Consider the following 25,997-nt stretch of genomic DNA (forward strand, 5'->3'; position numbering starts at 1 on the left):
CGCGCTCACGCCGAGCGCATAGGTCACCGCATCCTCGGCCGGAACCAGACCTGTATCGTCGGCATCCAGATCGTCTTTCGGACCGTCTTTGCCGAAGTCCTCGTCAAACAGGACCGAGAAGTCCACCGGGCCGGCGCTGTCGGTGATATCCGTATCGTCCGTCGTCAGCGTCGGCACAAGTGTCAGATTGCGCGAGATATCCGGCCCATCGTCCTCGAACTGGAAGGCCTGGGCGATATGGGCCACGGCACTGTCCGTGTCCCCGTCGCCATCCTCGATGGTCGCCGTCAGCGTGATCAGGTTTGCCGCAGTCATCTCTGCTGCAGACGCACCGTTCTCCACCGGGTCGCCGGCGTCGTTGTGAACAACCGAACGGTACTGCGTAATCGAGACATCGCCAGAGTTCTCGTCAACGCTGATCTCGAAGACAAGCAGATCGCCCGCCGCGACGTAGCCCTCGACATTGCCGGCGCCGTCAACACGCAGAAGAACCGCATCGGCCGTCAACGTGTCAACAAGTCCGCTGTCGACATTGGGCGCGCTCACGCCGAGCGCATAGGTCACCGCATCCTCGTCTTCGAGCCCATCCGGCTCGTCGTCCTTGAAACCGTCGGTGCCAAAGTCCTCGTCAAACAGGACCGAGAAGTCCACCGGGCCGGCGCTGTCGGTGATATCCGTATCGTCCGTCGTCAGCGTCGGCACAGCTGTCAGATTGCGCGCGATGTCCGGTGCGTCGTCATCCCAGACGACATAGTCGCCAACACTCGCGGCTTGTCCATCCGGTTGGTTGATGCCGAATTGTCCAATATCGAACTTACCAGATTCACCATGAACCAGCGACAGGTTGTGCAGCCCGTCGGTGAACCATTTGACGCGCATACCTGCGTCGAGCCCGGTAACAAGTGCCTCTCCAGTGCTGGAAATCGTGATGGTAATCGCCGGGTCTGCGCCACCAATGGTGGTGATAGTCGTTGTTCCGTTCCACACCGCTTCTTCAATCGGCGTCGTCAGATCACCCGAACCAAAGACCTGAACTTTGACAATATCGACTTCGGTGCCGGCAAGTCCGGCCTCCTGGTCAACATTATTGGTAAATTCCTGACCTTCCTGTGGAGTGCCGCCTGTATCAGGCAAAAGATAGGCCGTAACCGTCACCGACGCCGTGTCGTTGCCCTGCGTCTGGACGACATCAAAAAAGGCGGCATCCACGTCAATCGTGTCTGCACCCGGCAACAAATCGACATTGTCGGCGTCATCGGCCTCATTCTGGGTCAAACCGCCAGGCTGTCCCGCGATGTAATCGGGATTGGTGCCCGTGACATAGTAGAAGAAAAACCCTTCGCCGGGGTCGATCATTTGGTTTGAGTTACCAATCGTGACCGGGCCGCCACCTTTCGAGGTGTTGGTTGTCTCACTTTGGTTGGTGAATTCACCGTTCCCGTCAAGGTCTGGGTCCTCGGGCATAATGATCAATTGTTCGCCCAGGTCACCAACAATCCCGAAAAGGTTCTGACCAGACGGCAGGTCATTGAAGTCGAAGGTCCGCTCTTCAGACGCCGAAATCGTCAGGAAATCGTTCAGGTCAACCTCTTCATCCGGATTGCCAGGATCTCCATGAAAGATCGCGCCGTAAGTGACCTGGTGGAAGTCAACCGTTCCATCGGTGGAATCGTAGACCAAAAAGACCGTGAAAATGACCGTCCCATCCGCTGCCACGCCAAGCACCATCTGATTCCCAAGGCCGCCGTCCGCGGGGGCCTCATCCTGGAACAAGTAAATGACTTGCCCGTCAACGGTGGTCAGACCAGACGGGTCGCCTGTAGTCGCATCGGTGACGCCAATCTCAAAAGGATCCAGCGCCGGCGCTGAATCATCCGTCGGATCTCCGGGCGTGCCATTGTCATCCAGCTCGCCGGTGAATCCGATGGACGTGATAACACCATTGCCAGACGGTGTTATGGTTCCCGCATCAATCTGACTGGCGGCATAGGTGTCCTCCGCAAATGCAAGGGGGGGAACGCCCAAAGGCTCAACAATCAACCCCAGTGCGACCAGCCGGTCGTAAAAGGACTGAGTCAGACCACCGTCAAGCGACGACAGCGCAACATCTGTATCGTCTGTATCGAATGCGTCCGGGCTCAAGCCACTTTGCTCGCCAGACGTTTGGTCGTTATTGACAGGATCTGTGAATGAAAAAGTGATCGCCATATCGCGCCCTCCCAGGAAGCAAGTGATAGTTGAAACCGGGGACTGGCTCGTCTACGCACGAACGTCACAGCGAGAGCGACTTGAAATCCGCAATCAAAAGAACGCGGCCAAGGCAAAACGTTATAATCGTTAGCTTCGCGACCAAAAACAAACGTCAGGACGTCTGCGAATTTAAAAGTGGCCGAGAACTCCCCCAGGACAATTACGGCGGAAATTCGCCAATCACACAGGTAGGATAAAAATTAACAGTTTTATTATGGACAGTAACCGAACCTAAACTGCTCGCCCTTTCATCATCTCAAAATTAGCCTAAAAAGTCAACTCGTTCAGCAGCCTCGCTGCTCTCAAGCTGACACGCCCCCCCCAAGAGAGGGCAAGATAGACACGCGTAAGGAACCTCAAGTGAGCGTAACCTTCCGGGCCGAACTCGGCAGAAATCCGCGCTTCAAGTAAACACATTCGCGGCCGATATTGCTTGCCTAACCCAGAAATCCTAACCACTTACATGAATGTGGCAGAACTCCGGCGACCAGCCCAATTTTTGACACACTCATTGCCTATGCGAATGTGTGTTGGTCGATCTTGAGTACATTCCTTATTGCTGCATTCCTGAGTATCGAGGTGAGAGTTTCGACAAGTGTTGCTTGGTGTGCACGTCATGCAGACGTGTTTTGGTTCTCAGAATCAGAGGAGCGAGGTTGAAATGCCCAAGAACACACGGATCCAAGGCAGTAACTCTGACGATGTATTTGATGCGAGAGGTATTGTTGCCACAATGCAGGGCGGCAAGGGCAACGACACTTACTACGTCGATGACCTAGACGACGTCGTTAATGAAAACAACGAAGGCGGTATCGACACGATCATATCTCTGATCGGCTGGATTCTCGATAAGAATGTGGAGAATCTAACCCTAGCTGGCACTGACGACATTTCCGGCACAGGTAATGAAGACGGCAACATTCTGACGGGAAATTCGGGGACCAACGAGTTGTTCGGTCTTGCGGGCGACGACACCTTGGTCGGAGGGGATGGGGACGATTTATTGTCGGGCGGGTCTGGCGCTGATTTCATCGACGGGGGCGAAGGAATTGATACTGCGGCCTTCGATGGAACCCAGTCCGATTATGCCATTACATGGGAAAAAAATGACCTGCTTCTCACGGATGCTGATGGCATTTCTGATGTGCTGCGTGGCGTCGAAGTGCTGCAATTTGCGGATGGATTGCTCGACGTGGCAGATATCCCGGTCAATGAAGCACCATTAACCGTGACCGTCGCAGTGTCCGATTTTTCGCAAAGTATTGAAGACTCTTCGGTAACAATCGACGTGCTGCAAAACGATCTTGGCGAAGCGATCTCACTCACCGCCGTCGCAAGCGGATTGAAGGGGGCAGCGATTGTCAACGAAGATGGCACTATTACTTACATACCCAACGAAAACGCTTTTGGAGAAGATCGATTTTCCTACACGATCGTTGATGGTGCCGGTAAAACTTCAACTGCGGAAGTTGTGGTTGATATTTCGCCTATCAATGATGTGCCCGTCGCTGTTACCGATGTCTACTCCGTCGAAGGTGCAGGTGATTTCGCACTCGAAAGCGTGCTTCAAAACGACGTGGACGTTGATGGAGACGTTTTAAGCGTTGTCCGATACGATTCGACCACTTTCCTTGGCGGGACCGTAACCATGAATGCAGACGGGTCATTTCATTACCAACCGCCAGCGAGCACAACCGGAGAAGATACCTTTACATACACTGTGGACGACGGCTTCGGCGCAGAGGCGACCACAACAGTATCGATAGCCATTCTTGCCTCAAACTCGAGCCCCGATGCCGTTTCAGACATATACTCTCTTCAGGGCGATCAAGAGACTTTCTTCGCCTCAGTTCTCGACAATGACGCCGACCCCGACGGCGACGCGCTCACAATCCTGTCTTATGAAGCGGAAACTGCGCTTGGCGGCACCGTGTCGATGGCCCAAGATGGAACCTTTTCTTATAGCCCTGCGGTTGGTGCCGTCGGGACCGACAGCTTTTCCTACATAGTAGGCGATGGTAATGGCGGCTCAGCGACTTCGACGGTGTCAATCGTTTTAGAGACGCCCGTACCCGATAACAGCGCGCCAACAGCCACGGCGGACAGCTTCGGCGTGGAAACGGACACCGTGATTGAAGGCAATGTAATTGAAAACGATACCGACCCGGATGGCGACGTGCTGACAGTGTTGTCTTTCCAGAATGAGACGGCCGCGGGTGGCAGTGTCTCAATGCTCGAAGATGGGAGCTTCATTTACACGCCACCTTCGGGGTATTCAGGCTCTGACAATTTCTCCTATACGGTAACTGATGGGCATGGCCACGACGCATCGGCCGAAGTGTCACTCAACGTGCTGGCACCCAGCGAAACTCCCATCGAAGACATTCCCTATTATGTCGAGGCGATGCTCGCCAACGGCGCGTGGCAACGCTTGAACTATCCGGACGAAATAGGCTCCGCCGTCACGATCAAATATGCGTTTATGGAGGCGATACCGGAGTACTATACCAGCGGGGTTTCCTACGCGGATACGTTCCAGGCCTTCAGTGAACAGCAGCGCGAGTTTACGCGGGAAATACTCTCTCAGATAGAGTCCTATACGAACATCACTTTCACGGAAGTCGAATCTCCGAACGAGTCGACCCTCGCCTTTGGCATTAAGGAACTCGGGGGAGACAGCCGCGCCACTGGCGCATATCCGAACGGGGATGATACGGGATCATTCTACTCTGACGTGTGGCTTGACATCGATCTCGCAGGCGATAGTTTCGCACCGGGCAGCGACGCGATTACAATTCTCATGCACGAGATTGGGCATACAGCAGGTCTCGTACACCCGACGCTGCCCGGCGAAGAGGACAACAATCAGTACACCGTTATGGAGCTCGTCGACCACGTTGATGGGCATCTGCTCGAGGACGGGGTTACAGGATACCAGCTTTACGACATCGCGGCTCTTCAGCATCTCTATGGAACAAATCAGGCATTTGCTGCAGGCGACGATCTTTACGAATTTGACATGCTCGACAACAAGCTGGTCACCATCTGGGACGGCGGCGGATCCGATACTCTGGACCTGTCGGCAGCAACTTATGGAGTGAACATTGACTTGAATGACGGTGCGTTCAGCACGATCGCGCCGGAAGGTAACAATAATCTTGCCATAGCTTATGGTGCAGACATCGAGAATGCCGTCGGTAGCGCATACGATGATATCCTTACAGGCAATGAGCTTGACAATATCATCAAAGGAGGTGGCGGGAATGATGTCATGACAGGAGGAGCCGGGGCTGACACATATGGTTTCAACACGGATTGGGGTCAGGATACGATTGAAGATTACACCGTTGGTGAAGACACTCTTGATTTCTCGGGCACAGGATTAACCGTTGAAGACTTGCTTATCACGGCGGTGGATGGAGACACTCTCGTCAGCTATGGCGAGAATAGCCTCCGGCTGAGAGGGATCGACGGGGAGGAAAAGCAGCTCGATGAAACCTTCCTTATCTTCTGACCGCGCCGCGCGACGCATCTCGATGCGCCATACGCATCACACCATCAGTGCAAGGTTTTAACCGCCTCTCCGTGTTCGCCTCACGCGACCAGGCTGACATTTCCACCTATCGATCTTCCCACAGAAACAGTTAGAGCCCTTGGAGCGGAGAATTTACCCGACGGGACGCGAACGATCTCCAAGATCTTGCTTGAGACCTTCTCAACGGAACAATTCTTGAGTATTCACCGGCTTTTCTGGGTCTCAGGGTCCGCTCTTGGCTCAAAGTGTGCAGCTAACGGTTCTTTCCAGACAAAACGTGGCCCGTTTGTTCTGTGAAAAACACAAGCGTTGTACCGAATTGCCGCTTTGCAGGTACGCAACGGCCAAATTTCTGAATTTGAAAACATCACTACAGAAGCGTTATCATGCGGCATCATCTTGATTGACTAGACAAACTTCACAGTGTTCCGAGTGGGCTGTTTCGAACTGAAAAGGGAGAACTTCAAATGTCGCAATTAGAATTCTACACCGGCCTTTCTGCACTTTGGATCGCTGTGGCCTGGGTGCCTTATATCATCGACAGAATCATGGTGCGTGGGCTGATGGGAGCCCTTGATAATCCAGGTCCGGGTTTGGCTCCCCAGTCGGCCTGGGCGCTGCGCGCTAAAGCCGCGCATAAAGTGGCGGTCGAAGCCTTCGCAGCATTTGCGCCGCTTGCGATCCTCGCAATGATGCGTATTCCAGACGACACATACCCGGGGCTGTTGGCGTTGACATTCTTTGTCGGCATTTTCGCACACTACGTCATTTATACCTTGGGGATCACTGTCCTGAGAACGCTCAGTTTCGCTCTGGCAGCGCTATCAACTCTTGGGTTGGGGCTGCGCGTGCTGGGCTGGATCTAAGGTCAATAGCAAAAGACCTCGAAGCCAGCGCAAGCTATCCGAAGATTTTGAGCGTGCACTTTGGCATCAGGATTGATCGGGTGGATGGCTCCTGCTCCAACCGGTGTCGTGAACGCGACCCCGCTCGGCTTTCAAAAAAACACAAGAGAAGTGAGTGAAAGTGTGTTGCCGCCGCATTAGATGATACCTGGGACGGAAACATCTAATGGCCACTGTGCGAACAGAAATCGCGGCAACACATGCAAAGCCTATCCATCTTCGGATACATGTCATTGCGTTAAATCAATCTATGTCGTCGCGCTTTTTCTTTAGTGGCGGTGAATGTCGCCGAATACCTTGTGCTTTGGATTCCATAGCAGGGGTTTGCTCTTGCACCCGATACTCTGGTGCTCAGCCCGACGACGTCACTTGCAACTCTTAGAATGAAACGCGCGTGCGGCATGCGCAATGTGCCATGACTTGATAGAGCCCAGTCACACCAAAGCCAGAGGTGCTAAGAAAGCTTCACTTACCCGTCCCCAAAATGAACTGACCGCGGTGCAGATGTAGTGGGGTCTTCTTTATGGGCCTACGCTTGAGTTTTGTCGCGAACTTATGACACTCCGGTTCTTACTACGCAGCCTCGAGGCTTCTGGCCGTCCTTCAAGATGACCTATCAGCTTTTTCTTTTGCGCTGAGCGTTTTTTTTGACGGATGCTTTTGCCAAGGCTGAGGATTTTTCGCAGCATAATATTCGTCCCTTTGACCCCCTTGCTTAAGTGACTAAGGCAATGCGGCAAAAACATGGCAACTCAGGAAGTCGAAACCGTGGGCGAGGTTGCGGCAGAGGCGCACGGCTAACCACTCTACTCGTCGGACGCGGCCAGGACCTCTCCGGCATAGGCGTCCATCAGCTCCGCACCGAATTCCTCTGCCCCTTCACTACGCAGATCGGAAATGTGCGAGATGGCATCATCGCGCACCTGGCGGCTGGGATAGACAGTCACGATGGCAAATCGATCCAATTCGGCATCCATAAGCATGGAATGATTGGCCCCCAAAGCCAAAAGCCCTGGGAAGTATTTTTGCTTCATGAGTTGCGTGACATGCCGCAGTGTCTCGGTCTCACCTGTGATCCGCCACGTCGTGATTGATACAAAACCCATCTGGTCGCCCTCCCTTGAACCCAAGCATAGCACAAAAGGTCATCCTTTTTTGTCCGACTGACAACAACTACCGCCGACGTCCGCCACACAGCCTTAATCATGCGTTTTGTCGGGCAAGGCAGACCGCAAACCGGCCGAGCAGGCGATGGCTTTGCCGATCACTCCGAGCCTGACCAGCCCCCCCCCTCTGCCGCGCAAATGCCTGATAACGTGGCATCCCACCCTCGCTGCAGCACGTGCAAAGCGCGCCAGAGAGAACCGCTCGATCTAGCTTGGTGACCTCAAGCCCACGCCAAGACCGCCGTCGTTCCTAGGAATGCAATTAATGCCAGCAAGCATCAGGGCTTGCGCCATTTTCTGGATGGACTCGGACGATACGCGGCGACGCTCTCGCTCAAAATCAAGAACAGTTGAAAGACTGGGTCCGATTTCGCTGGTCTGACCAAGACGGACAGTCACTCCGAGTTAAGCAAGGCAAAACAGGAACTATGCTAAGCCTACAGCAGGTGTCCTGGAACACTTTGCTCGTAAAGCGTCTGTTCCTTCAGACGGTTCTTTGCATAATCCTCGCGGGGAGCGCCACGCGCGCTTCCCGCCCCATGATCTCAAGCAGGACCCAAACACGTTGGTCCTTGGGAGTGCTATCGATCGTGCAAACGAACTCCGCGAAAGGGCCGGCCGTCACACGAACTCTGTCTCCCGGACCAATGTCGGCTTCAGGCAGAAGGACACTCTCGTCGTCGCACCGAAGTCGCAGGCCGTCTATCAAGGTCGAAGGCACCGGTTCGGGCACGCCGGCGAAACTCACAAGCTGCGACACCCCGCGAGTTCCCTTGATTGACCGCCATCCGGTCTCTGATGGATTGAAGTGGACAAATAGATAGCCGGGAAAAAGGGGCTGTCTTACCGACCGAAACTGCCCACGGGACTTTCGCGTTTCAGCGATCCTAGGGCAAAAAACCTCGAAACCCTGTCGCGTCAGATTACGATGCACAAGAGAGAAACAGTTCGGCCTGAACTGAACCAAATACCAGGCCTCGCGTTCATGCCGCCGGGAATGCGACGTCATGTCGACCACCTTGCGCTCCTGGCTCTGTCCGTCTTCACTCGGGAAGCGCCTCCGCGTTCAGATTTCTGCTTTTCTGGGCCTGCCAAATTTTCTTCCGGCGCCGCGCGAGGGAGACACCGAGCCGGTAGGTACCTGCAAAAAGAGTACCAAAAAAGACGGTCGCGAGGAACGCCGCAAACGGAGCATCCCAAAAATACACTCCTGTCAATACAGGTGCAGCGATCATCGGCATGAGAATAAGGGTGGAGAGTGGGTTCGAATAGACTCGCGCACGCCGCCCAAATAGACAAATCTCAAGGGCTCGCATCACAAGCTGGTGAAAGTGAAGACGGTCGGGATGCCCTGTTGAGCGCCCGGACCCCCAGCGTCGGGAAATCGCAAGGAGCGTGTCAGCAACGGGCCAAAAGAACACGAGAAGGATCGCCCAGGGCGTCAGCTCGTCCACGCGCACAACCATCGCAATTGCTAGCCAGCAAAGGATATGTCCAAGCACATAAGCGCCCGCATCTCCCAAGAAGACCTTGCCCCATGGGTAATTGAAAACGAGGAAGCCCATGAGGGCCGCGACAATATAAAGAGCAAACTCCCCGGCCACAACGAGACCGGTCTCGAAGGCAATTGTTGACAACGCAAGAGCGACCAGCACCCCGGTGTATCCGGACAATCCGTTGACCCCGTCAATCAAGTTGAAAGCGTTGGACACCCCCGCACTGCAAAAGAGCGTGACGCCAATTGCGAAGGGCGCCCACATCATCAAGGTATCAATAACGGGCAGGTCAAGCCTCGGCAGCCAAAAGTTGAGGTTCCAGATCATAAGCGCGGCAGATATTAAGGCCGCCAGCATACGTCCAGAGGCGCTGATGCGGGCCCCAAAGTCCTCGGCCAAGCCAGCAAGGAAGAGGGGCAACATCGACAAGATCGCCAGAAAAAGAATGTGCGCTTCGGCTGAAATTACAAAATAGCTGGCTAAAAGCCCCGCAAAAAAGGCAACGCCGCCCAACCTTGGCGTAGGCACCTTGTGTGCGGCCTGAACGGCCTTTGTATCCTCGCGGCTCAATGCCAACGGGATATGCCACCCCCGCGTCAGACGGATGAGCCCGCAAACGATGAACGAAATGAGGAAGACGAATGATAATTCAAACGCGTTTGACAATTGTGACCTCTGTTTCCCCAACGTCTGACTGTTTGGGTCCATAATCTGTCAAATTGACAAATTTGAAGCGTGTTCATACCGAAAGTTAATCCGGCCGGCAACCAATTCATAGCAAAAATTTCATGTTTTGAACCGAGCCAAATACAAGGGAAGCGAAGGCGTCAGCGACCGCCAGTTGCTTTGGACTTACATGGCGAGGAAACGCGTTCCAAAGGCTCTGAGAATGGGAGAACGACCGCGTCACTTCTTTCGGCCGCAACTCTAACAGAGAGCCCGCGTTACAAGTGTTCAATTGGGTCCAATTTCTTTTTTGGCGTGCCGTAATCCCACAACTGGTGCAGTCAGGTTTCAGCCGGATCGTTGACGAAGGTGGACTTTCCTTCTGACTGATCATATCGATCGAGAGATTTTTTGCGGATTGAGGATGACCGATGGGGACGTGGACCCGCTTTTTAGGCGCTGTGTTGGCAACGCTTGCGCTCGCCGCCTGCACCGATGGGCACGTTCAGTTTCCGGTAACGCTCGAAGCACAGAGTTCCCTTCCGCCTGAAGTCGAGGTTGTCGCGCTCAACGCCGGAAACATCGCCTCTTTCACAAAGCGAAGTGATGTCCCCCGACCAACTCGCCTTCCCGCGTTAGAGGCCTGGAATTATCGCGTCGGGGTCGGCGACGTGCTCAGTATCATCGTGTTTGACCACCCAGAGCTTACCCTGCCGGCCGGTCCGCAACGAAGTGCCGAAGAGAGCGGCTTCCGTGTTCAGGCGGACGGCACATTCAATTATCCCTTCGTCGGCGCGATCGCGGCGCGCGGCAGAGCACCGGAGGAAATTCGGGAGGACTTGCGTGTACGGCTCGCCGAATACATTCCCGATCCGCAAATCGACGTCCGTGTGGCCGCGTTCAATTCGCAGGCGGTTACAGTTGCGGGAGAGGTCGTGGCACCAAACCGCTTGCCTTTGACGACAGTACCTTTACGACTTCTCGATGCCTTGGCCGCTGCTGGGGGAGCCAAAGAGATGGGTGACCTCGCCGGCGTCACGGTGAAGCGCAATGGCATAAACTACCCGGTAAACCTCGAAGGCTTTCTCGAAACCGGCATGTCGCAGAACAATCCGCTCTTGCGTGATGGCGATGTCGTGACCGTGCCACGCCGCCTCACCCGCGAGGCCTTTCTGCTCGGACAAGTCGATCAACCCGCGCCGATCGATCTCTCCTTGGAGCCTATCACGCTCACACAGGCGCTCGCGCGCCAAGGTGGTCTTCAGGAACGCCGCGCCGATGCACGAGGTGTGTTCGTCTTCCGCGCCAATGCTACGAAGCCGGGTATGAAGGTCTTCCAGCTTGATGCCAGTTCGCCTTCAGCGCTCCTCTTGGGGACCCGCTTTCTCTTGCAGCCAAATGACGTCGTCTATGTGACCCGTGCGCCGCTGAGCCGCTGGAACGATGTCATCAGCGATCTTCTGCCGTCGATCAACGTGGTCGGAAGCATCGACGACCTTGGCAAAGAATGAGGCTGACATGATCCGCTCGATTCTCGTTGTCTGCGTGGGCAATGTCTGCCGGTCGCCCGTGGGGGAAAGGCTCCTGAGCAAGCGCTTGAGCGGTGTCGAAGTCACGTCCGCCGGCATCGCAGCCCTTGTCGGCAAGCCGGCAGATGGCACGATGACAGAGGTTGCGACCGATCACGGCCTCTCCCTCGACGGACATCTCGCACGCCAATTCACAGCAGAGATTGGCGCGGGCGCAGAACTCATTCTCGTTATGGAACCGGGGCACAAACGCGAGATAGCTCGGATGGCGCCGGAACTTACGGGTCGGATGATGCTCTTCGACCAATGGACAGGTTCGAAAGGGATCGCAGACCCCTACCGCCATCCTCGCGAGTCTCACGAAACCGCATTCGACCAACTGACAGCGGCGGCCGATGCCTGGGCTGCTCGCCTCGCGCCGGGGGGCAACCAATGACCACAGAAAATTCCGGATCCGCTCAGAACATCGAGGATGACGAAATCGACCTCGGCCAACTCTTTGCCTTACTCTGGGGCCGCAAATTCACGATTGCAGGCTTTACGATCCTGGCCGGCGCAATCGGTCTCGCAGTCGCCTTGGCAACGCCCCCGACTTACAGAGCCGACGCACTGCTTCAACTCGAAGAGAAATCGGGCTTGATGTCCCTCCCCACTGCGCTGAGTGAGTTTGCCGACAGCGACCCTCGAAGCGCGACCGAGATTGAAATCCTTCGCTCGCGCCTGGTTCTTGGCAAGGCCGTGGCCGACCTTCATCTCGACTGGCAGGTCGAGCCGTTGGAAATCCCTCTCCTATCACATGCCGTTTCTGCACGCGGGCTACCCCTTCCCGAAATCGAGGCCCTTCGGCAATACAGCCGCGGCGATGCAACCATCCGCCTCGATCTCCTCGACGTCCCGCCAAATTGGATCGATGCAGAGATCATGCTTACGTCTGGCGGCGATGACAGCTTCAGCCTGACCCTGCCAGACGGCAGCACGGTAGACGGGCGTGTTGGAAACCTGATCGGGGGTCCTGAACGCGGATTTGGTCTCCGCATCGGGGAACTCGAGGCGCCTGTGGGCCGGAAATTTCTCCTGCGCCAACGCGAAGAAACCGGCGCCATCAACGACCTTCGCGAGCGCATGTCGGTCTCGGAGCGCGGGCGGCAATCGGGGATTCTCGAGGTGAGCCTGACCGGGTCTGATCGCGCCGAAACCCAACGGACCCTCGCGGCGATTACCGAGTCCTACCTCCGCCAAAACGTCAACCGGAGTGCCGCAGAGGCAGAAAGCAGTCTCAACTTCATTGAGACACAGCTTCCTGAAGCCGAGCGCGCCGTGATCGAGGCCGAGGACGCTCTCAACGATTATCGCCAGGAACAGCAGGCGATTGATCTCGGGTTCGAGGGCCAGAGCCTTCTGACCCAGATTGGAACGATTGAAACGGAGCTGCGGCGCCTCGCGGGCGAAGAAGACGAGATTGCTGAGCGCTACACCCAGAACCACCCGGTCTACCAGCAGCTTCTGAGTGCCCGCGCTCGCTTGAATGAGCAGCTCGCCACGCTTCGAGACGAGGTAAATACGCTTCCGACAACGCAGCGGGAGGTGTTCAACCTGACCCGCGATCTCGAACTGGCCCAGGAGGTTTATCTGCAACTCTTGAACCGGGCGCAGGAATTGCAGGTACTCAAAGCCAGCACAATCGGAAACGTCCGCATCGTCGACAGTTCCCGAACGGCCCCAAAGCCCATCGCGCCACGGCTAGCCGTTATCCTTGCCCTGTCACTCGTCCTTGGCCTGGTCTTGAGCATTGCCAACGTCCTTCTGCGGCAGTGGCTGCACAGCGGCATACAGGATCCGGATGAACTCGAGCGCCTGGGCTTGCCGGTCTTTGCAACGGTCAACCGTGTCCCGGCAATGGAAGGCCGCCGGCGCCGCGGCAGCGATCCGATCCTCGCGCTTAGCGATCCCGGCGATCTAGCGACCGAAGCCATCCGGTCGCTTCGAACGAGCCTGCATTTTGGGATGCTCGACGCAAAGACCCGATCCGTCGCTCTGACGAGCCCCGCACCCAACGCCGGCAAGAGTTTTATGGCCGTCAACCTTGCCGTTGTTGCGGCCGAGGCCGGCCAGCGCGTCTGCCTCGTTGACGCGGATCTCCGCCGGGGACATCTTCGCCGGTACCTGCAAGTGCCCAAATCGGCTGAAGGCCTTTCTGAACTCCTCTCCGGCTCTGCAAATCTTGACAATGTCTTGCAGGACGGTCCGGTCGACGGCATGAGCTTCATTTCCACAGGGCGCTTTCCGCCCAATCCTTCTGAACTCCTGATGCGGCCGGCCTTCGGAAAACTCGTGGCTGAACTCGATAAGCGCTTCGATCTGACAATCATCGACACACCGCCGGTCCTGGCCGTGACCGACCCTGTTGTGATCGGTCGCACGGCCGGCGCATGCATCATCATCACTCGCTACGAAACGACCCCGCTCGGCGAAGTCGAGGCAGTGCTCCGTCAACTCAAGGGCGCGGGGGTTAAACCCTCGGGGGCCGTCCTCAACGCATTCGATCCGGCGCGTGCGAAAAAGGCAGGCGCTCAGGTCTATGCTTACCGCTACGACTACCGGCCAAATACTGACTAAAATTAGGGGCCTGGTCTTGTAACCCGAGCGCATATGAAACAGTGTCCAATCCGTGACTTTAAAGTCGAAGACTTCCAATCATCAAGACGGCCCGCGACCAAGCGAGAGCCGATGCGGTAGCTATTTTATTGACAGATATCAGAGTGTTGCATTGCAGCGGTCCGTGCAGCATAGTTTGCCGGGCACCCTCTCTTGATGAGATGATCGGCCGTGCCGTAAGAAATACCGACCCTGCGGGTCGCCTCAGAGACTTTAAACTGGATCACCACATGATTGACCGGAAAAATCGTCGCCGTCACTCGGGTGCGAACCAAGCATCCACTCTTCGCGGCGCTCTGGTTGTTCTTGCCATCCTGGCCCCGATCCAGGCGCAGGCACAAGATATCCGGTTCCACGGCGTTGAGACTGGCGACCTGCTCCGCGAAGAGACCCTCGAGCTGCGCTTTGGATGGCATCAATCGAATTCTGAAACCACCGGCGGCACCGGACAACAGGTCTACGAGAGCGGTATCGCCTATCGCGGAACGGGCGAGTGGCAACTTGGTGCGCGCGTCTCGGTCTATGATGACCCACCCCCCGCTGCGATTGGCGGTAGCCTGGCAAACCTCTCGATTCTCAGCATCGGTGTTGAGGCGAAGCGGTCCTTCATCGAAACGGAGCGGCTCTCCGGGGCGGTCACAGCCTCTTTCGAAGGCTTTCGATACGCCTCCGGTTTGTCCAAATCCGACATTGAGATCGATACTGTAGTTGGATCGCTTCACGCACCCGTGTCCCTGTCACTCACTCCCAAACTTCGTGCACATATTGATCCGGCGGTCGCTTTTCTGCCGGATCGCATGAATGGTGGTGACGGATTTGGAACGACTGCCTTCCTCGGCACGGCCCTCTCATGGGAGGCAACCGACAGGGTAACGGCCTACGCTGAGGCAACCTATCAAGTCGCAGGACGCGGCAACACTTTCGATGCCTCTGGCGCGATTGTCAGAGACCTTGCCTGGAGCGCTGGGGCTCGCATTCAAGTCGCACCGGCTGCCGATCTTGATCTTTACGTCACAAACCGAGCAGGTGGAACTATGGCCACATCTGGCCTGACCCTTCCTCCAAATGGCGATCAGACATTGTTCGGAGCCCAACTCGTTTATCGCCCCGGCCAGGACCGCGAGCCACGCCCGGAGACTGACCAAAACGCAGTCCGACCTCCCGATGGTCTCATGCTCCGAAGCGGTGCCATCCTGCCTTTGGAGACCCGGCGCCTAATCGCGTCAGCCGGAACAGGTGGGGCGGCGACACTTGGCATCTCGACATCGCCGGATACCGGCTTGCAGTTCGACGTATTTCTCGAGCGCCATGCCGAGGCTTCGGCAGACCAGGTTAGCGTCGCGCCAGGACCAAATCGCTATATGCTTGGCGGACGCCTGCAGCTCCATGAGCCCACAGCAGCTCTGCCGGTCTGGATCGCGGCAGGGGTCTTCGCGGGCCGTGAGACTGAGCCGCCCGGTGCAGGCGCTTTTTATGGGGAGCTCACGGCGAGCAAAACACTGCGATCCGGGTATTCGGTCCGCGTGCAACCACACATTGCCGCCTGGGGAGATCAGCGCCGCGTGGGGCTTGGTTTGGGGATAAGCCGTCCCGTCAGCGACACCCTCGAACTGATTGGAGAGTTCAGTCTGAACGGGTCAAGAGAAGACACATGGGCGACGGGTATTCGGTGGAACAGACAGAACGCGCTGTCGTTCACAGCTTTCGCCACAAACTCCATAGGGCTCCAGGGGCACGGCACGATGATTGCGGCCAAAGAGCCGAGGCTGCAAGTGAGCCTTGAGAGGTCGTTTTGAGGCGCAGGACGGGGCCGCGCAGACAAGCGGCCGGCCCGCGATCGAGGTCGAGAGTTTGCGTTATCGGGCATTTGATCGATTAAGTTCGCTAACGAACCAGCTCTGAAAAAAGATGGAGATGAGAATGCGCAATTCTTTGAAGCGTCACTTTAGACCGCTAGCTCAAAACGCTCGGTTCATTAGTCAAGGCTTTCAAGACCCAGCGCCAAACTGGGTGAAATGGCGGGTGCTGAAGAAGTTCTTTATTCCGGACGGCGTATGCGTCGAAACCGGAACGTATTTGGGAAAAACCACAAATTTTCTTGGTCGCAACTACAAAAAAGTCTACTCGCTAGAACCTTACTTTCCGTTATCCGTCACCTAATGTTCTGGTAGAGTTCGCGAACAATAATGGTTTCAGCTGGACCGTTGAGAGAGAGATTCCTTATTTGGTCAAGGTAGAAAGAACTTTGGGTGACGAGAAATCGAAAAATCCAATCATCGTCCGCGCTCGGGCCAAATGGGCGTGACGGAAGGATGCAACACACCTAATCTTCATGAACAAAACGCCATATAGCTGCTGGTAAGATGTCGCTGGAAGCTTTTTCGGCCTGGGCCATCTCGGCGGGGTAAACCATAATAGTAGTCTCCAACTCCAGATTGGATGTCATTGCACAGTGCGGTCGCAAAGGACTTCCTTTGCGTCATTAATGCGACCGAAATTACAACTCTGTCTTGCTGTACGTGGCTCTGCAATGAATGCCGAAAATCACCGTTTCTTGTTAAGTCGGGGACCGTATCTGCTGCCTTTACTTGGGCTAATGGAACAGAAATTGCCATGATCGAAACTGCGAGCCAAATTGTAGCCCCGCTCATACTGTTGGTTTTGCTCTATATTGATTACTTTTTGATTGCGCACAGAATACGCGGCGAACTCAGGCAAAGAGGCTTCAATGCATTCAGCAGAGTAATGCAGCTTGGTTATATGAACCGGCTCTTGGTCTTTGGTTTTCAGGTCGCAATTGCGATCAACATCGATTTGAACAACGATACGACCACTTTGCTGTTCTTGTTGCTCTTTGTACCGTCCTTCGGGATACTCCTAATGTCTTCTAGGGACTCGAAGCGATTATTCCATTTGAACAATGCGAGGAGGATCCTCACAATCAGGGAGATAATATTAATCCATTTATCTTATGCGCTCTTCTGCGGCGCTTGGGTGATGCCGCTTCTCGTAAACTTGGCAAACGACAGCTTAAAGAGCACTGCCATGACATCTGTGACCCTCGCCAATGGTATCGCAGGGTTCATCATAGCATTCGTCCAAGAGCCTGCGATGCAGCGCTTATCGAAGTCTCATGCGGATCTCGAGAAATTCTTAGAGGTAACCAGATGGATTAGGAGAAATGTTTCGATCGGCATCTTGGTCTTGACGACTGCCTGCTTCTTTTGGGTAAACCTTTGAAATTATCTCATTTAATCGGGGCCACGGGCTCTACAGTTGCCTTTGTGGGATCTCAAGGTGTCCCTCTTGGTCCGCTTATTCTACCATTTGTTATAAGACGGTTTAGAAGAAGTGCAGTGTTGATCACGGTGTCTGTCCTAGCGACCGCATACGTTCTTATTCATTTTTTCAGTGGCACCATGGATTTATTCCGCACGATTGAAACCATTGGACGGCTCATATTTCCTATCATTTTGGCCATTCTTGTGTACGGACACGTCGCCCGACTTGATGAGGCGGGGATACTCAATGTGACCGTAGGTATTGTCGTCATCTCAGTCATCGATCTCAGCGGTGTAGTTCTTCATATCATTACTGAAAGAGACATCTCCAACATCTATAACCTTAAGGATAAAAACTTAGTCTTCCAGAATACAAACTATACAGCATTCTTGCTTTACTGCGCATTAGTCGCGCGCCTCAGTTTCGGTTTAGCCAAGTATTGGACGGGTGTCGGCTTTATTTCATTCCTTATCCTCTTAACTTTTTCGAGATCTTACTGGGCAGCGCTCTTGATCTCTATAGTTTTGAAGCTGACGGTGACGCCGAACGGCAAAATTCTTGCTGTGTTCTTTGCGTTCGTTTCGCTTTTGCCCATGTCAACAATGTTTCAAGATATAGATACAGGATGGATAAGAGAAAATATCGACAGCAGCCTCGCCACCAAAGTCGAAATCTTCCTATATTCCGCAAGAGTTCTAATCAGTGATATCTCGATAGGGTTCTGGGGGTTGGGCCCAAAATCCACCATCGATGAGTTCATAATTACGCACAGTGGGCATTCGCTTGTTGGAATGTTGCCTGAGCTAGGTGCCCTGTACCTAGCTTATGTATTCCTTTTCACTTATTTCCTGTGGCGCGGAGGGACCTATGCAAGACTACACTTCCCAGGTACAATGTTGCTCTTGCTGTCAACATTTCCTGTTTCAAACATTGCGCTTCATTTAGTCTTTCTCTTGCTATCCGTTCGTCAACAAAATGATCAATAAAGTTCTAATATTTGCGGCCTCCCGGCAACCTTTTGTTTTTCTAAGGGGGCTACTTCATCGCTCTATCATAGCGGCTACCTACTTTGATATCAGGGCAACAATCGTAGGTCCGGGCATTAAGATTATGCCAGGAACGCGCATCTTTCATCGTGTCACAATCAAGGCATACAGCTACATCGGCTACGGATGCTTGGTCTCACCTGGCACAGTGGTTGGCCGCTATGCATCAGTTGGAAATAAGGTGATCTTGGGTGGAGGAGACCATGGAAAAGGGTCAACGGTACTGAGCTCGAAGCTTTCAGGCTCAAGATTCGAGAGGAGAAACGCAAAACAAAGCACTATAATCGGAGAGGATTGTTGGCTTGGGAATGGCTGCATCGTTAGATCTGATGTTTCACTCGGCCGAGGTTCAATCATCGGCATGGGAGCTGTTGTGTTGTGTTCAACCGAGCCCTACTCGGTCTACGTCGGTGTGCCGGCCAAGAAGAAAGAGACCAGACTGACGCAAGAAGAAATCCAACAGGTTGAGAACTCGAAATGGTGGGAATTAGCACCCGCCACTGCAACAAAAATGTTGAACAAATGATAGCCTCTGACATCGACGTTATTGTGGCGATTGGCCCAAATGAAAAAAAAGCGCATGTAGAACAGGCACTGATAAGCCTGGCACAAGATGGTTTTGAGGGCAAAATCAGAGTTTATTGCTGTGTTGACGGAAACGAAGACGGTGAAGTGCTTGCATACCTCAGATCTCTAGACAGTGAGACATTTCGCGTATTCGTGAACGAAAAGAACCAAGGACTCGCCCACAGCCTAAATCGCCTAATCGATAGAATACTCGATGAGAGCTCTGCGGAGTTTGTAGCCCGCATGGACGCAGACGACATTTCGATGCCAGATAGGTTCAAGAAGCAGGTGTCGTACCTCCAAGAGAACCCGAGCATCAGTGTTTTGGGGAGCTGGCTGGTCGAATTCGATGAGCTGGAGGAAACAGAGTACCTAAAAAAGCTTGCTACAAATAGCAAGAATCTAGAGCAGTGGCTGTTCTGGCGATGCCCTTTAAATCACCCAACGGTAGTTTTTCGCAGGCATGTTTTTGAAAATGGCTACCGATATCGATCTGATCTGAAGATGTCACAGGACTACGAGCTGTGGATACGCCTAGTTCTTGACGGATACAAGATTGGCAATATTCCAGTCCCACTTCTTCGCTTCCGGCGCCAACAGAACTTCCTCAATAAGCGTAGTTATCGCAAATCATGGTTGGAGTTTAAGTTCAAGATCAGATTCCTGCTTGAGCGGCGACAATACTACTTAACAGGCTACGCTTTGTCATTTGCACGTCTCTTGATTGGGACCCTTCCACACCCGGTCCTGAAAAGACTTTATCGCGTATCGCGTATCAGAATGGGGCACTGACTTGGTTTTTCTACTTGGTGGATTTGGCAATAATCTCTTTCAATTAGCATTATATTTTGAGCTACTTCACAGAGGGTCCAACAAAGTAAAGATCAATACGTTCTTTATTGACGACAACCACCTCACCCGCTTGCTGGGATGGAGGCGGCACGACTATTCGATGACAAATAAACTTCTTTCAAACTTGAACCCCGATCATATTGAAAATCGGTTCTGTTGGCGGGCATTTTTTTCATTGTGCTTCTATCTATTGACATGGAAGGTCGCGCCTCAGTTCTTGCGAACTTGGAATAGTGGAGCTGAATGCTTAGCGTGCGGTTATCTTGGCTACTATCAGCAAGGACAGCATTTGAACGACAAGAACTTCGAGGAGCTCAAGTTGCTTGTTCGGAGAACATTTCCGGCGCGGAGCATGCCAGCCAGTACTGTGGTTATTCATGCTCGAAGGGGAGACTTTGCAAATTTGAGAAACGTATCGCTAGATCAGCAAATTAGGCTCATCGAAGAAGAATGCTCTGAAGCGGAATCTGTGACAATTGTCTCGGATGACTCCCTAAGCGCCCAGAATGAGATTAGCGAGGTATTGGAGAATTCAAAGCTCAAATTTGAGTTCATTTCCGGTTCACCTGAATACGACTTTGCTACGTTGCTCTCCGCCAAGACAATCGTGTGTTCCCCGTCATCGTATTGCTACTGGGCTTCAGTATTGGGGGATTCGGAACGGATATTTGCACCTGCAGTCTTGTCGAATGGACAGCCCAATACTTGGCAGTATCCAAAGCGTGTGCAGCATTTTTAGGAGCTCAATCAATACCTCTATTCTGCATCGGATCCGACCGGCGGTATCTTACAAGTCCTGCCGAACAAATTTTAAAGTTTTTACATTCCGCCGACTTAGGCGCCAAGATGCTTCGGTGCTTGGGACGCCGCTACAATCCGACCAATCTACATCATTTGATCATGAACATGCACGGTGGCGGCGGGTCCAGCTGTTCCCTCGGGGCATCATACGCAAGAATTGGGAATACTACCACGCCCTGCGCCGCAACGGTGTAGGTGGGATCGGTGCCCTCGCCCTGAAGAATTTGAGCAAAATCGACCAATTCATACCAAGGAAGATACAAGAACAATGACTAAGACGGCATTGATTACAGGCATTACAGGCCAGGACGGCTCTTACCTGGCGGAGTTTCTGCTCAAGAAGGGATACGTCGTGCATGGCATCAAGCGCCGTGCGTCGTCGTTCAACACCCAGCGGATTGACCACATCTACCAGGACCCGCATGAGACCAATCCGCAGTTGCATCTCCATTATGGCGACCTGACGGACACCTCCAACCTGACCCGCATCATTCAGGAGACGCAGCCGGACGAGGTCTATAACCTCGGTGCGCAGAGCCATGTCGCCGTCAGCTTTGAAAGCCCGGAATATACGGCCGATGTCGATGGCATGGGCACGCTGCGGCTGCTTGAGGCGATCCGCTTTCTGGGTCTAGAGAAGACGACCCGCTTCTATCAGGCCTCGACCTCGGAACTTTACGGACTGGTGCAGGAAACACCGCAGCGCGAGACGACGCCCTTCTATCCGCGCTCGCCTTACGCGGTCGCCAAGCTCTATTCCTATTGGATCACGGTGAACTACCGCGAGGCTTATGGGATGTATGCCTGCAACGGGATCCTCTTTAATCACGAAAGCCCGCGGCGCGGCGAGACTTTCGTAACGCGCAAGATCACCCGTGGTCTGGCCAATATCGCGCAAGGGCTGGAACAGTGCCTTTACATGGGCAACATCGACGCGCTGCGCGACTGGGGGCATGCGAAGGACTATGTGCGCATGCAGTGGATGATGCTGCAGCAGGATCAGGCAGAGGATTTTGTGATTGCGACGGGTCAGCAACTTTCGGTGCGGCAGTTCATCGAATGGTCTGCGACCGAGCTAGGCATCACGCTGGAATTTTCAGGCAGCAGCGTGGACGAAGTCGCCACCGTCGCCGCGATCTCCGGCGACAAGGCCCCTGCCCTGAAGGTCGGCGACGTCATTGTCCGCATCGACCCGCGCTACTTCCGCCCTGCCGAGGTCGAGACCCTACTTGGCGATCCAACCAAGGCCAAAGAGCGCTTGGGGTGGGAACCGGAGATCACCGCACGCGAGATGTGCGCAGAGATGGTTGCAGAAGACCTGCGCGTCGCAGAGCGCCATGCGCTCCTTAAGGCGCATGGCCACAACGTGCCGTTCGCGGTCGAGAACGGTTAAGCGCGATGAAGGTCTATATTGCAGGGCATCGGGGCATGGTCGGTGGGGCGATCCTGCGGCAGATGCAGGCGCGAGAGGGCGTGGACATCATCACCCGCACGCACGCCGACCTAGATCTGACCGACCAGGGCGCCGTGCGAGATGTCATGCAAGCCGAGCGTCCCGATGTGGTGATCCTTGCGGCGGCACGGGTAGGTGGCATTCTAGCCAACAACACCTTTCCGGCTGATTTCATCTACGACAACCTGATGATCGAGGCCAATGTCATCCATCAGGCCTTTGACGCCGGTGTGACACGCCTGTTGCAACTGGGCTCCTCCTGCATCTACCCGCGCGCGGTCCCACAGCCGATGCGCGAGGATGCTTTGCTGACGGGCGTGCTGGAACCGACCAACGAACCCTACGCCATCGCCAAGATTGCGGGCATCAAACTCTGCGAGAGTTACAACCGCCAGCACGGCGTCGACTACCGTAGTGTGATGCCGACGAACCTCTATGGGCCTGGCGACAACTTCCATCCGCAGAACAGCCACGTCCTGCCCGCCCTGATCCGCCGCTTCCACGAGGCCACACAGGACGGTCTTGAGGAGGTCGTGATCTGGGGCACAGGCACGCCGCGGCGCGAGTTTCTGCACGTGGACGATATGGCTGCGGCCTCGCTCTTTGTGTTGGACTTGCACAAGGACGTCTATGACGCCAACACCGAACCGATGCTGAGCCACATCAACGTGGGCTCCGGCACGGATATCGCGATCCTTGAACTGGCCCAAAAGGTCGCCGCGATCACAGGGTTCACAGGCCGCATCACCACTGACCCCGACAAACCCGACGGGACACCGCGCAAACTCATGGATGTCTCGCGTCTCGCGGCGATGGGCTGGACCGCCCAGATCGATCTCGATGAAGGGCTACGCAGCACTTACGCATGGTTTCTGGACCACCAAGACGACCTGCGCGGCTAAGGAGACACTGACATGACCCAAGACATTCATCCGGTCCTTCTCTGCGGCGGCTCTGGCACACGCCTCTGGCCGCTCTCGCGCAAGTCCTACCCCAAGCAGTTCGTCAACCTGATCGGTGACGAGAGCCTCTATCAGGCCTCTGCCCGCCGCCTTTCAGGGGCAGGTTTTGCCGCACCGATGATCGTCACGGCCTCGGATTTCCGCTTCATCGTGATCGAACAACTTGCGGCACTGGAGATGGCCCCCGCAGATATCCTGATCGAGCCTGCGGCCAAGAACACAGCCGCCGCGATCTGTGCAGCCGCCCTTGCGCTCGAAGCCCGTGCGCCGGGCGCGCTGATGTTGGTCGCCCCATCTGATCACGTGATCCCGAACGCCGCAGCATTCCGCGCCGCTGTGCAGGCGGCAACCCCTGCCGCCCTTGATGGCCAGCTGGTCACCTTTGGTATTCGCCCCGACCGTGCCGAGACAGGATATGGCTGGCTGGAGCTGTCTGAAGCGACAGAGGATTTCGCGCCTGTGGCACAGCCGCTCAAGAGCTTTGTCGAGAAGCCGGATGCGGCCAAGGCCGAAGCCCTTTTGTCTGACGGGGTGCACCTCTGGAATGCCGGTATCTTCCTCTTCACGACGACGACGATCCTTGACGCCTTTGCCAAACACGCGCCCGAGGTGCTCGAGGCTACGCAAACCGCTTTTGCCGCCTCTGAGCGCGACCTTGCTTTCACGCGGCTGGGACCAGAGGCTTGGGACACACTGCCGGATATTTCCATCGACTACGCCGTCATGGAACACGCCGATAACCTGAGCGTCGTGCCCTATGCCGGTGCTTGGTCTGACCTTGGCGACTGGCAGGCCGTCTGGCGTGAGGCGGACGCTGACGCGACCGGTACAGTCACGGCGGGCCCTACCACCGCACTCGATTGTGAGGGGACACTGCTACAAGCGACGAATGACGCACAGGAGCTTGTCGGGATCGGGCTCAAAGACATCATCGCCGTGGCCATGCCCGACGCCGTGCTCGTGGCCCACAAGGACCGCGCGCAGGAGGTCAAAGAGGCCGTCGCCACTCTCAAACGCAAATCCGTCCCGCAGGCCGAGACCCTGCCCCGCGACTATCGCCCTTGGGGCTGGTTCGAAAGCCTCGTCATCGGGCCGCGGTTTCAGGTGAAGCGCATTACCGTGCATCCCGGCGCGGCCCTGTCGCTGCAAAGCCACCATCACCGCTCCGAGCACTGGATCGTCGTCGAAGGAACCGCCAAAGTCACCATCGACGATACGGTCCAACTGGTTGGCGAGAATGCCTCTGTCTACATCCCCCTCGGTGCTGTCCACCGCATGGAAAACCCCGGCAAGGTGCCGCTGACCCTGATCGAGGTGCAGACCGGCAGCTACCTCGACGAGGACGACATCATCCGCTACGAGGACATCTATGCGCGCGGACAAGGGGCCAAGGGATGACCCCCCTCACCTGTTTCAAGGCCTATGACATCCGCGGACGTCTTGGGCTCGATCTGGACGAGGACATCACCTACCGGATCGGAAGGGCCTTTGCCGTGGCGCTGGATGCCAAGACCGTGGTGCTGGGGCGCGATGTGCGGGCCTCATCCGAGAGCCTCGCCGCCAGCGTCGCACGCGGGCTGATGGATGCAGGCTGCGCCGTGCTCGACCTCGGGCTGTCGGGAACTGAGGAGATGTATTTTGCCACCACCCATTTCGGCGCGGATGGCGGCATCTGTGTAACCGCCTCGCACAACCCGATGGACTACAACGGGATGAAGATGGTGCGGGCGGGCTCTGCGCCGCTGGATGCGGCCAGCGGGCTTGCCCGCATCAAGGCGCTGGCCGAAGAGTACGTATTTCCGGCAGCAAGGAACCAAGGCGCGCTCAAAGATATTTCGGACGAGGCCCGCGCTGCCTATGTCACCTGCATCTGTGATTTCGTCGATGTCACAGCCCTCAAACCCCTCAAGATCCTCGTCAACGCAGGCCACGGTGCCGCAGGCCCCACTTTTGACGCCATTGCCGCAGAACTGGCCAGACGCGGCTCGCCGCTCACCTTCGAGAGGATCTATCACAGCCCCGATGGCACTTTCCCGCAAGGCATCCCCAATCCCCTCCTGCCCGAGAACCGCCCCGCCACGGCAGAGGCCGTCCGTGCGGCCGGCGCAGATTTCGGCGTGGCATGGGACGGGGACTTTGACCGCTGCTTCTTCTTTGACCACGAAGGGAACTTCATCGACGGAGAATATGTCGTGGGACTACTGGCCGAGGCGTTTCTGTCCAAGGAACCCGGTGCGACCATCATCCACGACCCGCGCATCATCTGGAACACCCAAGACATCGTGGCCCGCGCCGGCGGCCGCGCCGTGCAAAGCCGCACGGGCCATGCGTTTATCAAGCAGGCCATGCGCGACGAGAACGCCGTCTACGGCGGCGAGATGTCAGCGCATCACTATTTCCGCGATTTCGTCTTCTGCGACAGCGGCATGATCCCCTGGCTTCTCGTGGCCGAACTGGTCAGCCGACACGGCAAGCTTGCCGATCTGGTCGCCGACCGGATCGCAGCCTTCCCATCCTCCGGCGAGATCAACTTCACGCTCGAAGATCAGAAAGCAGCGATTGCACGAGTCGAGGCGGCATTTGAGGACAGCGCAAAAACCATCGACCGCACGGATGGCGTAAGTTTTGATATGGGAGACTGGCGGTTCAACCTGCGCAGCTCGAATACAGAGCCCGTGGTCCGGTTGAATTTGGAAGCGAGGGGGGATGCGGAGATGGTCACGGCGGGAGTCGAGCGGGTGAGGGAGCTCTTGAGCAGCTCATAGGGGGCCACATCCCTTCACCGATTGCGCCGCAATCACCCCCTAGATCTCGAAGATGGATCGGTCGTCT

At 55.5% G+C, this 25,997-nt stretch carries 18 protein-coding genes; 14 read left to right on the forward strand and 4 right to left on the reverse strand.

From position 1 onward, the window contains the following. On the reverse strand, window positions 1–2,208 hold a 2,208-nt coding region (locus BOA8489_RS08500; protein ID WP_217897936.1), incomplete at its 3' end, for a DUF5801 repeats-in-toxin domain-containing protein. A gap of 703 nt (window positions 2,209–2,911) precedes the next feature. Between BOA8489_RS08500 and BOA8489_RS20925 the strand changes: the two genes are divergently transcribed. Together BOA8489_RS20925 and BOA8489_RS08510 are read left to right on the forward strand one after the other, a co-directional pair. Then, window positions 2,912–5,764 (forward strand): Ig-like domain-containing protein, encoded by a 2,853-nt coding sequence (locus BOA8489_RS20925; protein WP_176440239.1) that lies wholly within the window; start codon window positions 2,912–2,914, stop codon window positions 5,762–5,764. A 488-nt stretch (window positions 5,765–6,252) separates the two neighbouring features. Then, entirely contained in the window at window positions 6,253–6,651 is a 399-nt protein-coding gene (locus tag BOA8489_RS08510; protein WP_093973605.1) for an MAPEG family protein, read from the forward strand. An 845-nt stretch (window positions 6,652–7,496) separates the two neighbouring features. On the opposite strand, the gene BOA8489_RS08515 is transcribed toward BOA8489_RS08510, so the two are convergent. From BOA8489_RS08515 to BOA8489_RS08525, 3 genes are all read right to left on the reverse strand, one after another. Next, a complete protein-coding gene (locus BOA8489_RS08515; protein WP_093973606.1) occupies window positions 7,497–7,796 on the reverse strand; it encodes a hypothetical protein in 300 nt (99 codons plus the stop codon). 544 nt (window positions 7,797–8,340) lie between these two features. Beyond that, entirely contained in the window at window positions 8,341–8,865 is a 525-nt protein-coding gene (gene nusG, locus BOA8489_RS20930) for a transcription termination/antitermination protein NusG (protein WP_093973607.1), read from the reverse strand. 34 nt (window positions 8,866–8,899) lie between these two features. Next, on the reverse strand, window positions 8,900–10,018 hold the full coding sequence (locus BOA8489_RS08525) for an MraY family glycosyltransferase (RefSeq protein WP_176440240.1): 1,119 nt from the start codon (window positions 10,016–10,018) through the stop codon (window positions 8,900–8,902). Window positions 10,019–10,449: 431 nt separating this feature from the next. On the opposite strand from BOA8489_RS08525, the gene BOA8489_RS08530 reads away from it, so the two are divergent. The 12 genes from BOA8489_RS08530 to BOA8489_RS08600 all read left to right on the forward strand — a co-directional run bounded on the left by BOA8489_RS08530 (window position 10,450) and on the right by BOA8489_RS08600 (window position 25,930). After that, complete coding sequence (locus tag BOA8489_RS08530; RefSeq protein WP_093973609.1) at window positions 10,450–11,529, forward strand: polysaccharide biosynthesis/export family protein; 1,080 nt, start codon at window positions 10,450–10,452, stop codon at window positions 11,527–11,529. Between the two features lie 7 nt (window positions 11,530–11,536). Beyond that, on the forward strand, window positions 11,537–11,983 hold the full coding sequence (locus BOA8489_RS08535; protein WP_093973610.1) for an arsenate reductase/protein-tyrosine-phosphatase family protein: 447 nt from the start codon (window positions 11,537–11,539) through the stop codon (window positions 11,981–11,983). After that, window positions 11,980–14,163 carry a polysaccharide biosynthesis tyrosine autokinase gene (locus BOA8489_RS08540; RefSeq protein WP_093973611.1) on the forward strand — a complete coding sequence of 728 codons (2,184 nt, stop codon included), beginning with the start codon at window positions 11,980–11,982 and terminating at the stop codon, window positions 14,161–14,163. The genes BOA8489_RS08535 and BOA8489_RS08540 overlap by 4 nt, the downstream gene beginning before the upstream one ends. A gap of 269 nt (window positions 14,164–14,432) precedes the next feature. Next, window positions 14,433–15,998, forward strand: a complete 1,566-nt coding sequence (locus BOA8489_RS08545; RefSeq protein ID WP_093973612.1) for a hypothetical protein — start codon at window positions 14,433–14,435, stop codon at window positions 15,996–15,998. An 817-nt stretch (window positions 15,999–16,815) separates the two neighbouring features. Beyond that, on the forward strand, window positions 16,816–17,442 hold the full coding sequence (locus BOA8489_RS08555) for a hypothetical protein (protein WP_093973614.1): 627 nt from the start codon (window positions 16,816–16,818) through the stop codon (window positions 17,440–17,442). A 116-nt stretch (window positions 17,443–17,558) separates the two neighbouring features. Next, window positions 17,559–18,470 carry a hypothetical protein gene (locus BOA8489_RS08560; protein WP_093973615.1) on the forward strand — a complete coding sequence of 304 codons (912 nt, stop codon included), beginning with the start codon at window positions 17,559–17,561 and terminating at the stop codon, window positions 18,468–18,470. Between the two features lie 124 nt (window positions 18,471–18,594). Next, a complete protein-coding gene (locus BOA8489_RS21070; protein ID WP_370807164.1) occupies window positions 18,595–19,056 on the forward strand; it encodes an LbetaH domain-containing protein in 462 nt (153 codons plus the stop codon). Continuing rightward, window positions 19,008–19,889 carry a glycosyltransferase gene (locus tag BOA8489_RS08570; RefSeq protein ID WP_093973617.1) on the forward strand — a complete coding sequence of 294 codons (882 nt, stop codon included), beginning with the start codon at window positions 19,008–19,010 and terminating at the stop codon, window positions 19,887–19,889. Before BOA8489_RS21070 ends, BOA8489_RS08570 begins: the two co-directional genes overlap by 49 nt. A gap of 1,129 nt (window positions 19,890–21,018) precedes the next feature. Then, on the forward strand, window positions 21,019–22,143 hold the full coding sequence (gene gmd / locus BOA8489_RS08585) for a GDP-mannose 4,6-dehydratase (protein ID WP_093973620.1): 1,125 nt from the start codon (window positions 21,019–21,021) through the stop codon (window positions 22,141–22,143). A 5-nt stretch (window positions 22,144–22,148) separates the two neighbouring features. Beyond that, window positions 22,149–23,105, forward strand: coding sequence for a GDP-L-fucose synthase (fcl, locus tag BOA8489_RS08590; protein ID WP_093973621.1), 957 nt, complete (start codon window positions 22,149–22,151; stop codon window positions 23,103–23,105). Between the two features lie 12 nt (window positions 23,106–23,117). Beyond that, window positions 23,118–24,563 (forward strand): mannose-1-phosphate guanylyltransferase/mannose-6-phosphate isomerase, encoded by a 1,446-nt coding sequence (locus BOA8489_RS08595; RefSeq protein ID WP_093973622.1) that lies wholly within the window; start codon window positions 23,118–23,120, stop codon window positions 24,561–24,563. Continuing rightward, window positions 24,560–25,930: a phosphohexomutase domain-containing protein gene (locus BOA8489_RS08600; RefSeq protein ID WP_093973623.1), complete on the forward strand. Its 1,371-nt coding sequence runs from the start codon at window positions 24,560–24,562 to the stop codon at window positions 25,928–25,930. Before BOA8489_RS08595 ends, BOA8489_RS08600 begins: the two co-directional genes overlap by 4 nt. The last annotated feature ends 67 nt before the right edge of the window (window positions 25,931–25,997 follow it).

This window comes from Boseongicola aestuarii (genome assembly GCF_900184815.1).
Taxonomy (GTDB): Bacteria; Pseudomonadota; Alphaproteobacteria; order Rhodobacterales; family Rhodobacteraceae; genus Boseongicola; species Boseongicola aestuarii.

What these genes read in the sequence shown, in the direction of transcription:
- BOA8489_RS21070 (WP_370807164.1), top strand. Translation starts at nt 18,595, where the DNA reads ATGCCAGGAACGCGCATCTTTCATCGTGTCACAATCAAGGCATACAGC.
- BOA8489_RS08555 (WP_093973614.1), top strand. Translation starts at nt 16,816, where the DNA reads ATGATCGAAACTGCGAGCCAAATTGTAGCCCCGCTCATACTGTTGGTT.
- BOA8489_RS08545 (WP_093973612.1), top strand. Translation starts at nt 14,433, where the DNA reads ATGATTGACCGGAAAAATCGTCGCCGTCACTCGGGTGCGAACCAAGCA.
- BOA8489_RS08600 (WP_093973623.1), top strand. Translation starts at nt 24,560, where the DNA reads ATGACCCCCCTCACCTGTTTCAAGGCCTATGACATCCGCGGACGTCTT.
- BOA8489_RS08530 (WP_093973609.1), top strand. Translation starts at nt 10,450, where the DNA reads ATGGGGACGTGGACCCGCTTTTTAGGCGCTGTGTTGGCAACGCTTGCG.
- BOA8489_RS08535 (WP_093973610.1), top strand. Translation starts at nt 11,537, where the DNA reads ATGATCCGCTCGATTCTCGTTGTCTGCGTGGGCAATGTCTGCCGGTCG.
- gmd (WP_093973620.1), top strand. Translation starts at nt 21,019, where the DNA reads ATGACTAAGACGGCATTGATTACAGGCATTACAGGCCAGGACGGCTCT.
- BOA8489_RS08570 (WP_093973617.1), top strand. Translation starts at nt 19,008, where the DNA reads ATGGTGGGAATTAGCACCCGCCACTGCAACAAAAATGTTGAACAAATG.
- BOA8489_RS08595 (WP_093973622.1), top strand. Translation starts at nt 23,118, where the DNA reads ATGACCCAAGACATTCATCCGGTCCTTCTCTGCGGCGGCTCTGGCACA.
- BOA8489_RS20925 (WP_176440239.1), top strand. Translation starts at nt 2,912, where the DNA reads ATGCCCAAGAACACACGGATCCAAGGCAGTAACTCTGACGATGTATTT.
- BOA8489_RS08540 (WP_093973611.1), top strand. Translation starts at nt 11,980, where the DNA reads ATGACCACAGAAAATTCCGGATCCGCTCAGAACATCGAGGATGACGAA.
- BOA8489_RS08510 (WP_093973605.1), top strand. Translation starts at nt 6,253, where the DNA reads ATGTCGCAATTAGAATTCTACACCGGCCTTTCTGCACTTTGGATCGCT.
- nusG (WP_093973607.1), bottom strand. Translation starts at nt 8,865, where the DNA reads ATGACGTCGCATTCCCGGCGGCATGAACGCGAGGCCTGGTATTTGGTT.
- fcl (WP_093973621.1), top strand. Translation starts at nt 22,149, where the DNA reads ATGAAGGTCTATATTGCAGGGCATCGGGGCATGGTCGGTGGGGCGATC.
- BOA8489_RS08515 (WP_093973606.1), bottom strand. Translation starts at nt 7,796, where the DNA reads ATGGGTTTTGTATCAATCACGACGTGGCGGATCACAGGTGAGACCGAG.